The sequence below is a fragment of the Pediococcus sp. M21F004 genome (genome assembly GCF_051122535.1).
In the GTDB taxonomy this organism is placed as follows: domain Bacteria; phylum Bacillota; class Bacilli; order Lactobacillales; family Lactobacillaceae; genus Pediococcus; species Pediococcus inopinatus.
In genome coordinates, this window is the sequence record NZ_CP177314.1 from 474,229 (window position 1) to 490,220 (window position 15,992).

General features: G+C 39.1%; 14 protein-coding genes. 1 reads left to right on the plus strand and 13 read right to left on the minus strand.

Annotated features, from left to right (window positions below; genetic code table 11):
• Window positions 1-189: 189 nt before the first annotated feature.
• From ffh to ACLHK8_RS02500, 10 genes are all read right to left on the minus strand, one after another.
• On the minus strand, window positions 190-1,623 hold the full coding sequence (gene ffh, locus ACLHK8_RS02455; RefSeq protein ID WP_057772903.1) for a signal recognition particle protein: 1,434 nt from the start codon (window positions 1,621-1,623) through the stop codon (window positions 190-192).
• A gap of 17 nt (window positions 1,624-1,640) precedes the next feature.
• Entirely contained in the window at window positions 1,641-1,982 is a 342-nt protein-coding gene (locus ACLHK8_RS02460; RefSeq protein ID WP_057772901.1) for a putative DNA-binding protein, read from the minus strand.
• 15 nt (window positions 1,983-1,997) lie between these two features.
• Window positions 1,998-3,140: a signal recognition particle-docking protein FtsY gene (gene ftsY / locus ACLHK8_RS02465; RefSeq protein ID WP_434520387.1), complete on the minus strand. Its 1,143-nt coding sequence runs from the start codon at window positions 3,138-3,140 to the stop codon at window positions 1,998-2,000.
• Entirely contained in the window at window positions 3,137-6,706 is a 3,570-nt protein-coding gene (gene smc, locus ACLHK8_RS02470) for a chromosome segregation protein SMC (protein WP_434520388.1), read from the minus strand. Before smc ends, ftsY begins: the two co-directional genes overlap by 4 nt.
• 17 nt (window positions 6,707-6,723) lie before the next feature.
• Window positions 6,724-7,425 carry a ribonuclease III gene (rnc, locus tag ACLHK8_RS02475; protein WP_063697396.1) on the minus strand — a complete coding sequence of 234 codons (702 nt, stop codon included), beginning with the start codon at window positions 7,423-7,425 and terminating at the stop codon, window positions 6,724-6,726.
• A gap of 125 nt (window positions 7,426-7,550) precedes the next feature.
• A complete protein-coding gene (acpP, locus tag ACLHK8_RS02480; RefSeq protein ID WP_057772895.1) occupies window positions 7,551-7,799 on the minus strand; it encodes an acyl carrier protein in 249 nt (82 codons plus the stop codon).
• A 71-nt stretch (window positions 7,800-7,870) separates the two neighbouring features.
• A complete protein-coding gene (plsX, locus tag ACLHK8_RS02485; RefSeq protein WP_063697393.1) occupies window positions 7,871-8,887 on the minus strand; it encodes a phosphate acyltransferase PlsX in 1,017 nt (338 codons plus the stop codon).
• 25 nt (window positions 8,888-8,912) lie between these two features.
• A complete protein-coding gene (gene recG / locus ACLHK8_RS02490; protein WP_063697391.1) occupies window positions 8,913-10,970 on the minus strand; it encodes an ATP-dependent DNA helicase RecG in 2,058 nt (685 codons plus the stop codon).
• Window positions 10,971-11,029: 59 nt separating this feature from the next.
• Window positions 11,030-12,709, minus strand: coding sequence for a DAK2 domain-containing protein (locus ACLHK8_RS02495; RefSeq protein ID WP_406827436.1), 1,680 nt, complete (start codon window positions 12,707-12,709; stop codon window positions 11,030-11,032).
• A gap of 33 nt (window positions 12,710-12,742) precedes the next feature.
• A complete protein-coding gene (locus ACLHK8_RS02500) occupies window positions 12,743-13,105 on the minus strand; it encodes an Asp23/Gls24 family envelope stress response protein (RefSeq protein WP_057772889.1) in 363 nt (120 codons plus the stop codon).
• Between the two features lie 411 nt (window positions 13,106-13,516).
• Between ACLHK8_RS02500 and rpmB the strand changes: the two genes are divergently transcribed.
• On the plus strand, window positions 13,517-13,702 hold the full coding sequence (gene rpmB / locus ACLHK8_RS02505; protein WP_046870836.1) for a 50S ribosomal protein L28: 186 nt from the start codon (window positions 13,517-13,519) through the stop codon (window positions 13,700-13,702).
• A 45-nt stretch (window positions 13,703-13,747) separates the two neighbouring features.
• Here the strand turns inward: rpmB and ACLHK8_RS02510 are convergent, their stop codons facing one another.
• From ACLHK8_RS02510 to rsgA, 3 genes are read right to left on the minus strand one after another with little or no spacing between them, the layout of a single operon-like run.
• Window positions 13,748-14,401, minus strand: coding sequence for a thiamine diphosphokinase (locus ACLHK8_RS02510; protein ID WP_063697389.1), 654 nt, complete (start codon window positions 14,399-14,401; stop codon window positions 13,748-13,750).
• Window positions 14,401-15,057 carry a ribulose-phosphate 3-epimerase gene (gene rpe / locus ACLHK8_RS02515; protein ID WP_057772610.1) on the minus strand — a complete coding sequence of 219 codons (657 nt, stop codon included), beginning with the start codon at window positions 15,055-15,057 and terminating at the stop codon, window positions 14,401-14,403. The genes ACLHK8_RS02510 and rpe overlap by 1 nt, the downstream gene beginning before the upstream one ends.
• 2 nt (window positions 15,058-15,059) lie before the next feature.
• Window positions 15,060-15,977: a ribosome small subunit-dependent GTPase A gene (gene rsgA / locus ACLHK8_RS02520; protein WP_057772608.1), complete on the minus strand. Its 918-nt coding sequence runs from the start codon at window positions 15,975-15,977 to the stop codon at window positions 15,060-15,062.
• Window positions 15,978-15,992 lie beyond the last annotated feature (15 nt).

Sequence of the window (15,992 nt, forward strand, 5' to 3'; positions counted from 1 at the left end):
TCCATTTACCAAACGATTGATTTAAAATTAGCAGGTCCTATCAAAAATAATTGATAAAAAACTATTTAAAAATTATATGGAGGCTTGCTAACATTGGTTCTTCACCAATAACGAAATTTGTGAACCAAAAAAGCATTCAGAATCAAATTCTGAATGCTTTTAAAAACCACTAAAACAATTTTTCTTAATTTATTTATTTCGTTTATTTTTCTTCATGCGTTTCTTCTTACGCTTTTTACCCTTACGAACCATTGAGTTCATAGCTAGCTTAGATAAACGACCAGTCACACCTTTACCAAGCATGCCTTCCATGCCATTGAAATTGCCCTTTGACATTTGATTCATCATTCTCTTCATTTGTCCGAATTGCTTGATCATCCTATTCACTTCAACAACTGGGCGACCGGAACCACCCGCAATTCGACGCCGGCGACTTGGATTTAACAAATCAGGATCTTCACGTTCAGCGGGAGTCATTGACATGACAATCGCCTTCATATGCGCCATATCTTTAGGATCAATATTAGCATTCTTCATCGCCGGATTATTGGCCATCCCTGGAATCATTTTCATGATATCTTCCATGGAACCCATATTCTGCATCTGATCCATTTGATCAACGAAATCATTAAAGTCAAAACTATTTTCCCGAATTTTCAGGGTCATGTCTTGCGCTTGTTTTTCGTCATATTCTTTTTGTGTTTTCTCGATTAGGGTAAGCATATCGCCCATCCCTAAAATCCGAGAAGCCATTCGATCAGGATGGAAAACATCCAAATCCGTCATCTTTTCGCCTTGGCCGATAAACTTAATTGGCTTACCAGTCACTGCCCGAATTGAAAGTGCAGCACCACCACGGGTATCGCCATCCAACTTAGTCAAAACAATCCCGGTTACGTCTAACTGATTATTAAACCCTTCAGCCGTGTTTACCGCATTTTGTCCAGTCATGGCATCAACAACTAACAGAATTTCATTTGGATGTGCTAGTTCTTTGATCCGAGCCAGCTCATCCATCAATTTTTCGTCAATTTGGAGACGACCAGCCGTATCAATAATAACGTAATCGTTATTTTCTTCTTGAGCCTTTTGTAATCCTTGACGCACAATTTCTACAGGATCTACATCAGTTCCTAATTGGAAAACGGGGACATCAATTTGTTGACCAACTTGAACTAACTGGTCAATAGCAGCCGGACGATAAACATCCCCTGCAATCATTAAAGGCCGTGCCTTTTGTTCATTCTTTAACTTTAAAGCTAATTTACCCGCAGTAGTTGTTTTACCAGCCCCTTGTAAACCAACCATCATAATAATTGTTGGAATTTTTGGTGACTTATTCAAATCAACCGCACTGTCACCCATGACTTTAACCAACTCATCATTAACAATTTTAACGATTTGTTGCGTTGGGTTCAGGCCTTCTAAAACATCAGCTCCAATTGCCTGGTCACGGACTGTTTTAACAAAGTTTTTAACAACGGTAAAATTGACATCCGCATCTAATAAGGCAAGACGGATTTCCCGCATTGCACTCTTTAAATCTGTTTCAGAAACTTTACCTTTTTTTCTTAATTTACTGAAAGCATTTTGAAGTCGTTCTGTTAAGCTTTCAAAAGCCATAGGTTAATCCCTACCTTTCATTCTGCTTCAATTGATTCTAAACTATCAATCAATTTGAGAAGCGTTTCATCATGTGCATAATTTTTTTTAACATAGGCCATCAAACGATCCGTCTGATGATTACGCGCCAAAAAATCGCCATAAATATGCAGTTTTTCCTCATAATCTTCAAGAATCTGAACGGTCCTCTTAATATTATCATACACTGCCTGCCGACTCACAGCGTAATTTTCTGCAATTTCTCCAAGAGAATAATCATCGGCATAATAAAGTTCCATATAGTTGCGTTGTTTTTTTGTTAATAATGACCCATAAAACTCAAAAAGGAAGTTTATGCGATTATTTTTTTCAATCTCCATCCAATCACACCAATCCTATTTTTCGTTTTCTAAGAAACCGCTAAACAATCCGTCTACGAAGTCCTTTGGTGAAAATGGACTCAGATCATCCACTTGTTCACCTAAGCCAACGTACTTAACCGAAAGATGCAACTGATTACGAATCGCCAAAACGATTCCACCTTTGGCCGTTCCATCCAACTTAGTCAAAATAATTCCAGTTACCGCCGTCGTTTCTTTAAATACCTTGGCTTGATTCATCGCATTTTGGCCCGTTGTGGCGTCCAAAACTAAGAGAATCTCTTGCGGCGCATGGGGAATTTCCCGCGTAATTACCCGTCGCATCTTATCCAGCTCATTCATAAGATTAACTTTATTTTGTAAACGACCAGCCGTGTCCACTAAAACCAAATCGTAATTCTCTTTTTTAGCTTTTTGAACCGCGTCAAAAACAACCGCTGCGGGATCACTTTTTTCCGGACCGGCCACAACAGGGACGCCATCACGTCGACCCCATTCTTGCAGCTGTTCAATCGCGCCGGCTCGGAAAGTATCGCAGGCAGCTAACAAAACTTTTTTGCCTCGCTTTTTAAACCGATTAGCCAATTTACCAATGCTGGTTGTTTTACCAACACCGTTAACACCAACAAACAAAAAGACACTGGGACCCTCTGCCGCAAAAATTAAATGGTTATCTTCAGTTGTGCCGTTTCGAGTATAGAGTGAAACTAATTTAGAAACAATTAAATTTGAAATTAGTTTTTGATCAGTTACGTGCTGTGATTCAATTTCTTCACGAACTTCATCACTAATTTGAACTGCCGTTTCAAAACCCACATCCGCGCCAATCAAGGTCTCTTCCAGGTCATCATAAAAATCATCATCGACCCCATTAAAATTTGTAAATAGTGCTGCCAATTTTTGACCAAAAGTCCGCCGAGATTTTTCAAGACCGCGATTATAGCGATCAACCTCTTCAGCTTGTTCTGTGGTCGCGTTTTGTGGATTAACTGGTATTTCTGGAGCTTTCTCTTCAACGGGTTTAGGAACTTCTTCTTTTTTTTCAGTTGGTTTTTCGGTAATTACTTGTTCTTTTTTTTGTTGCTCTTCCAAAGCTTTTTGTTCTTCTAGAGCTTGTTGTTCTAATTTCTTTTTCTTTCTCCGACCAAATATACTCATTGTGTTTTAGTTTCCTTTCGTGAAAGATCTTCTAAGGATACCGAAGCCATTTTTGAAACTCCTGATTCCTGCATAGTTACCCCATACAAGACGTCGCATTCTACCATTGTACCCTTTCGATGGGTAATCACAACAAATTGCGTCTTTTCTTGGAAGTTACGAAGGTAATCAGCAAAACGACTAACATTAGCATCATCAAACGCCGCTTCAACTTCGTCTAGGATACAAAATGGCACTGGATTAACCTCTAAAATTGAGAAGAGTAGGGTAATTGCTGTCAATGCCCGTTCACCACCTGAAAGCAAACTTAAGCGTTGGAATTTCTTGCCAGGGGGCTGAGCCTTAATCTCAAGTCCGGTTGTCAATAAATGTTCCGGATCTGTAAGCTCAAGTTTTGCTTTACCACCGCCAAATATTTTAACAAACACTTTTGAAAATGACGCCGAAACTTGATCAAAAGTTGTTTTAAACCGGGTTGCCGCTTCTGTATCAATCTCGTTGATCGTTTCCAATAATTGTTTTTGGGAAGTCATCAAATCATCTTTTTGATCTGTTAAGAATTGATAGCGCGTAGATACACGTTGATATTCATCAATTGCACCCACATTTACATCGCCAATCTCAGCCAAACCTTTTTTAACAAGCTTTAACTGTCGTTCAAGATCTTCTTGGTCAATGGTCAAACAATCCTTTTTGGGTAATTCAAAACTTAATTGGTATTTTTCACTTAAATCATTCAGCGCATGATCGACTTGTTCGCTGACCCGGGTTTGCTTAACCTTGATCGTTTGTAAATCATCCGTTGCAACAGAACTTAATTCTTGAATCCGCTGAAAATCAGTTTCTTTTTGCGTCAATGTTTGTTCAAGTACTTCAAAGCTGGCTTTTTGCGTACTTAGCTTCGATTGAAGGTCGTCAATTTGTTGTTGTCCTGCTACCAATTCCTGCTGAGTAGCCTGACTTTTAGAGCCTTGTGCCTGTTGTTGCTCCAACAAAGTTGCCTGACGACCTTTAGTATTTAAAATTTGTTGTTGCAGATTCGCTATGTTTTGTTCACGTTCGTTCAACGTTGTTTTCGCTTGTGATAATTTCACTTGAACTGTAGCCAATTGTTCTCGAATCTGTGTAATTGACTGCTGACCGGCACTTTGCGTTTGTCGCAATTGAGCTAATTCAGCCTTTTTGGTCTCTGTTTTCGTCGTAATGGTCGTCAAATCTGTATTTAGTGCTTTTTCTTGATCTGCTAAACTGGTCGATTGATTTTCAAAACTATTTTTGAAATCACCTTTTTGATTAAACTCATAACCAACCGCGGCAATTCGGCGATTCAGATCCTTAACCTGGTCATCAATAGTATCAAGTTGTCTTTGGGAATCCTTATATTGATCATTGACGGTATTAAAGTTCTGTCTGAGATCATTTCCTTTTGTTTCTGTTGTTGCCATTTTTTGTTTCAAATTTTGTACAAGTTCTTCTCGGCTCTCGAGTTCAGATTTCATTTGCGCAACTTGCTTGCTTAAATCATCACGTTGTTGCTTTTGCGTCAATAACCCCGCCGTTTGATGTCGATTAATTCCACCTGTCATCGAACCAGACGGATTAATAATTTCACCATTTAAGGTCACAAACTTCAACCGCATTGGTAATTTTTTTGAAATTTTAGAAGCATGATCTAAGTCGCTGGCAATTAAAATGTTCCCCAATAAATATTGTTTAACAAGCTCCAACTTGGGATCCGTTTCAACTAGATCTGAAGCAATTCCTTCAAATCCCTCAACAGTTTCAAGTTCCGTACGAATCTTTGGAGAAACTTGTTTCGCTCGAATCGTGGTTAAAGGTAGTAAGGTAACTCGTCCCGCGCGGTGTTGCGTTAAATACTGAATAATTTGCCGTGCGTCTTCATCCTTTTGAGTCACCAATTGTTGCAGCTGACTACCTAAAACCGTTTCGATCGCCTTGGTGTACTTTGCAGGCACTTTAAGCAAGTCCGAAACAACTCCAACCAGCCCACGAAATTGGTTCCGGTTCTTTAACACACTCTGGACACCCTGATAGAACCCCCGCAATTCAGTTTCCGAACTACTAAGCGTTTCCAAACGAGTCTTAGCCTGCTGATAAACTTGAATTGCTTGAAGCCAGCTGTCTTGGCCTTGTTTTTGCTGATCGGAAAATTTTTGATAATCAGCTAATGCAGCCTTCAACTGGTGCTCTGCTTCCGAAGTTTTGTCCTTTAACTCTGTAACTTGTGTTTGTTGCTCTGCATAGGTCTGCTTCAAGTTTTGTAACTGGGTCTGTAATTTAACAAGATCTGCATTCACGTGTAATTGCTGTTGACTATCTTGTTCGTAGCTCTTCTTTAGATTTGTTTGCTCGTTATGCACCTGTGCCAACTGTTGCATTTTCTCAATATAGTCAGCCTGTAACTGATCAATCATTTTCTGTGCCATTTGTTGGCGCTGTTGCATTTCTTTTTCTGAAAGACCTGTCAACTGCTCCTTCAAATCCGCAACCGTCTTCTGATAGCCACTAATTGCTGTTTCCAGCTGATGTTTTTTCTCTTGGTTTTCAGATAACTGCTGCTCATTTTTTTCAAGTGCTTGGTTTAATTCTTGAACCTGCTGTTGCTGATACTTAATCTTTTCTGAATCCACATTTTGCTGACCAGATAAATTTTCATACTTTCTGGTGGCTTCAAGCAAATCAGATTGCAACTGATCTTTTTGTGTCTCAGAAGCTTGTCTTTGGTTTTTCAACTCTGTGACATCAACATCTAATTTTTCTTTTTGATCAGCATATTGGGTAACCAACTGTTCAGCTTTATCAATGTCTGCTTGCTTGGTATTACTTTGGCCTTGCAAATCGTCAATCAGATTCACTAATCGAGTTTTATCTAATTGATCAAATTGCTTTTTTTGATCCAAATAATCCTGTGCTAAACTACTTTGTTCTTCTAAAGGTCCGATTTGTGAATGAAGTTCTGCAATTAAATCACTTACCCGATCCAAATAATCTTTTGTTTTCGTTAATTCTTGTTCAGCTTTTTGTTTATCTTGTTTGTACGCCAAAACACCGGCGACTTCTTCAATAATCGTACGTCGGTCTTCCGGTTTGCTATTAAAAATCGCCTCAACGCGCCCTTGAGAAATTACTGAAAAAGAGTCACGCCCAAGACCGGTATCAATAAATAAATTTAAAACATCTTTTAAACGACAATCATTTTGATTAATTAAATACTGACTATCACCATTTCGAAAAAGTTTGCGAGTCACACTAACTTCTGTATAATCAGTCTTCAAAAAATGATCCGAATTATCAAAAGTAATGGTCACGGCAGCCCGATTTAAAGGCTTGCGATCTTGTGACCCAGCAAAAATAACATCTGGCATTTTACCACCACGGAGGCTTTTGGCAGACTGTTCTCCCATGACCCAGCGGACAGCTTCAATAATGTTACTCTTTCCACTCCCGTTCGGACCCACGATTCCGGTAATACCATCTTCAAAATTAATTGTCGTTTTATCAGCAAAGGATTTAAAGCCGCTGATCTGTAAGGCCTTAAGTTTCATGAACATCTAACTCCCAACTAAACATTTTTAACGCGTAATGCCTGTAAAGCATCCTTTGCTGCTGATTGTTCCGCAACTTTCTTTGATTTTCCAGTGCCGACGCCCAGTTTTTGCTTATCATCAAAAACAGCCACCTCAAAATCAAGGTCATCTTCAGGACCCACTTCGTTTAAAAGCTCATAGTGAATCAAGGCATCCCCATCACGCTGAAGCACTTCTTGCAGGTTGGTCTTGTAATCAATGACATGGTCAAATGCGCCCGTATCCAGTTTGGGGAAAATAACCGTGTGCACAAACTTCTCAACGGCTGGACGTCCCTGATCAAGATATAAGGCCCCAACAAAAGATTCAAAAATATCACAAAGAAGTGAAGAACGATTCCGGGCGCCACCTTTTTCTTCACCTTTACCAAGGCGAATGTATTGGTCAAAATGGCATTCCCGAGCGAACTGACTGAAACTAGCCTCACAAACCATCGCCGCTCTAAGACGAGTTAATTTTCCTTGTGGCATTTCTGGATACCGTTTAAAAATATATTCCGATACAATTAATTGTAAGACAGCATCACCCAAAAATTCGATTCTTTCATAAAATTTCAATCCTTGATTAGGATGTTCATTTACATACGAAGCTTGCGTTAATGCTTCATCCAAAAGGCTTTCATCGTTAAATTCAATTTGAAAGTTTTTCTTCAGTTCCGCATCAATCGATTTTTTCATCTTTTAACATCCTTTCTATAATTCCTACTCTAACAGTATATCGTTTTTCGAGGAAACTGCCTACTACTGGATCTAGATACAAGTTGAGACCAGAACAATTTGTTCCAGCCTCAATTTATAAAAACCTATTTAGTTTTTTGATTGGCAGTAATAAAATCAACGGCCTGTCCGACAGTTGTGAGATTTTCAGCATTCTCATCGGAAATTTCAGCACCAAATGCATCTTCCAATTCTAGCACAAATTCCACAATATCAATGGAATCCGCATTCAAATCTGTTTTGAAATTTAAGTCGTTTGTAACTTTTGCCTTATCAACGTCAAAATGATCGACAATGATATCTGAAATCTTGTTAAATACTTCTTCTTTAGTCATGTGCTACTCCTTAGTCATTTAAATACTCAAACAAGTTTAATGTTTTTTTACCAATTTGTCTACAAAAAACATTAAATTTCCTTGTTTTGCTCACTTCGGGTTGCAAAATAATCTGCCAAATTAGTAGTTAAATTTGTATCAACCATTTGTCGAAGTTGACTTAAAGCGTGATAAACTTGCGTTTCGTTACTTGAACCGTGTGCTTTAACGACTGGCGCTTTGACGCCCAATAAAACGGCGCCTCCATGTTTTGAGTAGTCCATTTTATCTTGAACAACTTTAAAGACTGGTTTTAACATCAAACCGCCTAACTTTCCTTGGACACCCGAATCTAAAATACTGTGCTTAATCAATTTCAAAAGCGACAAAGCAGTCCCTTCAGTATTTTTCAAAACAGCATTTCCGGTAAAACCATCCGTTACCACAACATCGGCAGTCCCGTTTAGTAGTTCTCTTGATTCAATGTTACCAACGAAATTTAAATTGGGATCATCAGAAAGAACCTGGTAAGTTTCCTTATGAAGAGTATCACCCTTATCTTCCTCCGCACCATTGTTTAAGAGGGCAATTCTTGGACTAGTTACGCCCATCACATTGGCACTGTAAAAATTCCCCAAAACGGCAAATTGCTGTAAGTTTTTTACTTTACTTTCAGCATTTGCACCCACATCTAACATGGTAAATGAATCTTGAGGTCCCTCCAAGGAAGGTAAAGTTGTGGTCATCCCTGGACGATCGATTCCTTTAATTCTCCCAATAATAAATAGGCTTGCTGCCAAGAGTGCTCCAGTATTTCCAGCTGAGAAAAGCGCATCTGCTTTACCATCTTTAACTGCCTGAGCAGCTAAAACAAGTGAAGAAGTTTTTTTCTGACGAACAGCTCGAACGGGCTCATCACCCATTTCAATCTCTGAATCTGTATGCACAATTGTAATTCGTTCTCCGTTTTTCAAGTACTTCTTTATTTGATCTTCTTTACCAAATAAAAGAAACTTGGTATCTGCAAATTCATCTCTTGCCAATTCGACCCCTTGAACAACTTTTTCAGGAGCGTAATCGCCACCCATTGCGTCAACTGCTAATTTCATCTGCTATCCCTCATTTTTAATTTTTTTAATCAAAGTTTGCATTTTTCTGCATCACAATTTCTAAATACTCATTTAAAGCTTTAAACGCAGGTTCTGCTTGCCAATTTTCCGTATGGACAATTTTGCTAGCTTCAAGTTGAGCTGTTTGTAAGGCGCCAATATCCACCACTGGGTCGCCAATCCGAAACTCAGGAATCCCGGATTGTTTATTTCCAAACACATCCCCTGAACCTCGCAACTGAAGATCAGCCTCTGATATCTTAAACCCATCATTGGACTGGGTCATAATTTTCATCCGTTTGATACCAGTTTCATTTTTAGGATCCGCCACCAAGATACAGTACGCCTGGTCTTTTCCTCGGCCAACTCGGCCCCGCAACTGATGAAGCTGTGCCAATCCAAACCGATCAGCGTCATATATAATCATCACGGTTACATTAGGAACATCCACGCCAACTTCAATTACAGTTGTAGAAACTAATAATTGAAACTCGTTATCTTTAAATTGACGCATGATTTCGTCTTTTTCATCAGATTTCATCCGGCCATGAAGCAGTCCCACTTTATAATCTGGGCTGAATTCAGTTTGTAATTGTTCATACAAAGCCATGGCGTTTTTCAAATCTAAGGTTTCTGATTCTTCAATTAACGGTGTAACCACAAACGCCTGATGACCTGAGTCAAACTGCTTTTTAACAAAATCTAGCATACCATTCACATTGCTGCTTTTAACCCAACTTGTTAAAACTGGTTTCCGGCCCTTTGGCATCTGGTCAATGATTGACACATCCATCTCACCATAAGCAGTAATTGCTAAAGTTCGTGGGATAGGAGTTGCCGTCATTGCCAATACATCGGCGTTCATGCCTTTTTTTCGTAGCGTTTCGCGCTGTTTGACGCCAAATCGATGCTGTTCATCAATCACAACTAATCCAAGATTTTTAAAAACGACATCATCTTGAATCAATGCATGGGTCCCAATCACCAAATTAATGTCGCCTTGTTCAATGCCATTTAATAAAGCGCGCCGTTGTTTCGACTTCGAACCAGATGCTCCTGTCAGCAAGCCAATATTGACGTCTGTGCCTTCAAAAATCTTTGTTAAGTTATTAGCGTGTTGTTCTGCCAAAATCTCTGTAGGCGCCATTAGAGCTGTTTGATAGCCGGCAGTGATTGCAGCATACATCACGATGGCTGCCACAATCGTTTTTCCGCTCCCAACATCACCTTGCAACAACCGATTCATTCTAATGGGGCGTTTAAGATCATAACAGATCTCATTAACCACACGTTTCTGAGCATCTGTTAATTCGTACGGTAATTTAGCGATGAAATTTTTAATCTCTTCGATGTCATATGCGATTGCTGTTCCATTAGCGACTTGATCGCGTCGTTTAAGAAGTTGTAGTTCCATTTGAAAAATAAAAAACTCTTCAAAAGTTGCCGTCCGTCGTGCAATTTTTGCTGCCTTGACATCTTCTGGAAAATGTAAATCATGAATCATTTTCCGTCGATCTATCAAACGATACTTTTTGACCAAAGAATCGGGAATAAGCGTCTCAATTTGATCTTGATAGAGGTCAAAGGTCTGTGTAACAAGTTTTTTGATTGTATTCTGCCGTATATGCTGGTTGGCAGGATAAATAGCTTCAATATCTGCCGTTGAGCCTGCCGTCGAAAAAGGCAATAATTTCATCCCGGTTAAACTTCGACGACGGGCATCCCATTTACCATAAACCGCAAATTTTTCATCCATAGTTAACTGTTTCTTTAACCAAGGCTGATTAAAAAAAGTGACCATCACCGATTCCTGGTTAGTCAATAGGCGAAAGTTAAGCCGATTTTTTTTGCGGCCATAACGAGCTAAAACTGGCTCTGAGGCAATCGTTCCCTCTAGAGTCACTTTTTGTTGATCGACCAAGTCCGCCATATTCTGTGGCCGTAAATCTTCATATCGGAAAGGAAAATACAATAATAAATCTTCAATTGTAAAAATTCCTAGTTCATTTAGTGCTTTAGCTCGTTGCAGCCCAACTCCTGGAATCTCAGTAACAGGCGAAGTAAGCGAATTTTCTTCAGTCATCTGTCGACTTCCTAACTACAAAAAGAGGTGGAAGAATCCCAGCCTCTTTATTTTTCCAATTATTCAACTGATACGATGAACGGATAAACAGGTTGATCTCCCTCATGGATCTCAATCTCAAGTTCATCATCTAACCCTTGAATCGTGTCTGCAAGTTTTTCAGCTTCAGACTTTTTCGTGTCAGCACCGTAAATGATCGTAACAATTTCACTGTCTTCATCCAACATTAATTTGGCCATTTCACCGGCCGCATCAAGAAGATTAGCTTTTGAAGTTTCGATTGTCCCATCAACGATCCCAATAAAGTTACCTTTTTTAATTCTTTTTCCTTGAACTGTCGTGTCACGAATGGCCGTTGTTACCTCACCACTCTTAACAGAACTCAAGTTATCTTCCATTGCATCTATGTTGCTATCCAGATTACTATCTGGATTAAAGCCCATTAGTGCAGTCATCCCTTGCGAAATGTTGCGACTATGCACAATTTGTGCTGGAATTTCTGCAACTTGAATGGCTTGTTCAGCTGCAAGAAAAATATTTTTATTGTTTGGTAAAACGATTGCCCGTTCTGCATGGGAATCATTAATTGCAGCAACAATATCAGCAGTACTTGGATTCATCGTTTGCCCACCGTTAATAATGTGAGTGACACCCAAACTGCGGAATAATTTAGCTACTCCAGTTCCAGAAGCAATCGCAATAATTGCTGTCCCTTTAGTATCTAAAACGGGTTCCGGAACTTCGGTTGGTTCATCTTTTTCGATGATTTCTTCTTGTTGTTGGCGCATGTTGTCGACCTTCACAGTAGCCAAATCACCAAACTGCTGTCCCCAAGCCAAGACCTTGCCAGGATGTTCAGTATGCACATGAACTTTAACAACGTCTTCATCATTAACAACTAACAATGAATCACCTAGTTTTGCTAAATAATTATAGAAAGTATCATAGTCAAAATCCTGTTTTACTTGTAGTCCTTTACCAATCCGAACCATAATTTGGGTACAGTAACCAAACTTAATGTCGGCGGGATCAATTTTTCCTTGGACACTTTGATGATGCTTTGCTTCTACCATCTCGTCCATCTGCTCTTCATCTGGTTCATCATCAGCCTCCGCACGTCCATTCAAAACATCATCAAATGCATCAAATACGAATACTAACCCTTGACCACCAGAATCCACAACTCCAACTTCTTTTAAGACGGGTAAAAGATCCGTTGTTTTTTTCAACGCCTCTTTACCGGCCTTAGTCACTGCATCCATGACGTAAACAACACTGTCTTCTTCCTCAGCAGCGTCATTACCGGCCTTAGCAGCCTCACGAATCACTGTGAGGATAGTTCCTTCGGTAGGCTTCATAACCGCCTTATAAGCCGTCTGAGCCCCATCTGCGAACGCATCTGCTAAATCTTGTGCACTTAAGCTTTCTTTATCTTCAACACTCTTAGAAAATCCACGGAAAATTTGAGAAAGAATCACACCAGAATTTCCACGAGCTCCCATTAAGAGTCCCTTAGCAAGTGCGCTTGCCAATTTACCAACATGTTCACTCGGTTCGTCCATCTCATATTTTGCACCGCTCTCCATTGATAGACTCATATTAGTTCCTGTATCTCCATCGGGAACTGGAAAAACATTTAATGAGTTAATGAAATCCGCGTGCTTTTTTAATTTTCGTGCACTTGCTTGAATCATTTTATCAAATTCTTGGTTAGTGATTTCAGTCGTTGCCACTTTCAATTATAAATTCCTCCTTGTTTCAGTCCTTCGTAATTAAGCCTCTAAGACCTTTACACCCTGGACAAAAACGTTCACAGAGTTTGCTGAAACACCTAACATTGATTCCAAATTATATTTTACTTTTGATTGTACATTTTTTGAAACTTCTGAAATTTTTGTACCATAGCTCACAATAATGTAAACATCGATAGCAACGCCATTATCCTGTTGGCGCACAACAACGCCTTTAGCATAATTTTCTTTACGCAAAATTTCATTTAAATTGTCGCGAAGTTGGCTTTTACTTGCCATGCCGACAACTCCATAGTTATCTGTTGCCCCGCCACCTACTACTGTTGCAATCACATCGTTTGAAACATCAACTGTTCCATTTTTTGTCTGAATTTTTACAGCCATTAGTAATAGCCTCCTTAAATCAAATCATCGTTTTGATATCAACGATATTTTACCATACTTCAACAAAGCAATAAACGCAACACTCTTTCGTGCAATTACGGTGAGTTAACTTCTAGAATGGTTGCCTTAAAGCTATTCTACCAAAAATTTCAACATTTCTAAATGGTTACATTTAATTCATACTCGTCACGCTTGACTAATTGCCTAAAACTATTTAGAATAACTCAGAGTTCAGTAAATATAGCTCTATCTTCTAAATATAATTCTTGAAAAGATGATTTCAAACTAACTGTCAAGTAAATATACTTGAAAGAAAAACATTGCATTCACCTGGTATCTATGATAAGTTATTTAGGTGAGTTAAAAAGAATTCTATGATAAATATAGAAGCGACAAAGGAGGATTTTAAAAATGGCAAAAGACTTTGTCACCGGTCGTCGTACCCACTTTGGCAACACACGTTCACATGCTTTGAATCATAGTCGCCGAAGCTGGAAACCAAATTTGCATAAGGTCCGCATTCTTGTGGATGGAAAACCAAAACGCGTTTGGGTTTCTGCTCGAGCATTAAAATCAGGCAAAATCAAACGTGCATAAAAAAAGATTGAAGCAAATGCTTCAATCTTTTTTTATTGCTTTTTACTAGTCAGCTACATCGTGGCTATAAATAACCGCTACAATTCCCGATGAAAAACTAAAACTGGCTGTTGATTTCAGGAATTCGTTACTTACATAAGCAATTGGAAAACGATCAGATTGATCATGTAACTGATACTTCTCGTCCGGAAGCGTTAGATTACTAACATTCCCTAACGAAACAAACGACAAATATTTATACGCTGATAGCTCCTCTAAAGTATATTGTCCAGCTTTAAAAAAGCGCATATAGTTTTGTCGATCGATTAACCGAACCCGCTCGATGTACGGATTAAACCGAGGTTTTAGAAACATAAAAATATTACTAAGTAAATGGTCTAATCGTCCACCTGTCATGCCATACAAGTGAACCTCATCTGTATCTGTCTGTAATCGCTCAAAAGCCGCTTTGAGCGCTAATTCTGTATCCGTGTCATCTTTAATTGCATTTACCTGAATAATTTTTGAAATATTATTTTTCACTTCCGAAAATTCTTCAACTGACATTGAATCAAAATCACCGACTGCTATTTGGGGCGTAATATGATGTTGAATCAAAACTAAAGCTCCTCGGTCTACACCAATCCAGCTTCCTTTTTGCTCAAACATTTTTCGCGGATATTGTTGTGCAGGTCCGCCAGCTAAAACATTAATTTGCATTATGCTGTCGTCCTTGTTTTTAATTTTTGAATTTGTGCAACCGGATCTTCACTATTAAAAACATAGGAACCTGCAACTGCAATGTCTGCACCAGCTTTATAAACTGACTCAACTGTTTCATCAGTAATTCCACCGTCAACCTCAATGGCAAAATCATTTTCGCCAGTTTGTCGTAGCTGATTCAACTGCTGAATTTTTGGAATCATTTGTGAAATGAATTTCTGACCACCGAATCCAGGATTTACTGTCATTACCAATACTTGATCAACGATTGGGAGCACTTCTTTGACCATACTGATTGGCGTACCAGGATTCAGCACAACCTCAGCCTTCACCCCATGTTGTTTAATCATTTCTAGTGCCCGATAAATATGTGGTGTACTTTCGACATGGACGCCCACAATATCTGCGCCAGCCTGACAAAACTGTGTCACAAATCGTTCTGGATTTTCAATCATCAAATGGCAATCTAATGGCATGCTTGTAATTGGGCGAATGGCTTCTACCATTCCTGGACCAAAACTTAAATTGGGAACAAACTGCCCATCCATCACATCAATATGTAAAAGATCTGCACCACCCGATTGAGCAATTTCAATATCTGGTTTTAAATCGACAAAATTTGCACTTAAAATTGATGGAGCCACTTTAATCATAGTTATTTCCCCTTTTTCTTGGAATAGCCTTTTCGCTGATAATCAGGCTTCTGGGCCTTAATAATATTAAAAAACTGGACATAATTATCATAACGGCTTTGCATTATTTCTTCATTTTGGACAGCTTCTTTTACCGCACAATCTGGTTCATTAATGTGCAAACACTCACGAAAACGACAGTTCAATCCAACATTGGCAATTTCTGGAAACAAACTTTTCAAATCTTCCAAACGCATCTCAAAAACAGTGTAACTTGAGAATCCAGGTGTGTCTGCGACCAAACCATCCCCAACTGGGAACAAGGCTACTTTTCGAGTTGTATGTTTTCCTCGGTTCAAAGCCGCCGATACTTCCCCCGTTTGAAGTGCTAAATCCGGATCAATATGGTTAAGCAAGGTTGATTTTCCGGCGCCAGTTTGACCCATAAAAATCGTTAATTGATCAGCAAAATCACCGGTTAAATTGTTAATTGCATCCCCATTAAATGCCTGCCAATCTAAATAAACCTCATACCCAATTTTGCGGTAGCCAGCAACTTTTTCTTCAAAAATTGGTTGCTGCTTTTCTTCAACCAAATCGCCTTTTGTAAAGTAAATAATCGGTTTAATTTGTTTTTCTTCTAAGGCAACTAATTGCCGATCCAAGAGATTGGTTGAAAAGTCAGGTTGAACACAGGCTGTCACAACAACTGCTTGATCAATATTTGCTAGTGGTGGCCGCACTAATTGATTGCGCCGCGCTTCAATCTTTAAAATGTACCCTTCATTTTCGGCTTGGCTTTCAAATTCAACCCAATCACCGACTAATGGTGAAATTTTTTGTTTTCTAAAATTACCGCGAGCTCTTGTTCGAAAAATTTTATCGTCAGTTTTCACATCATAAAAACCACTTAACGATTGAATAATCTGTCCTCTGTGCATTAAACCCCTCCCGAT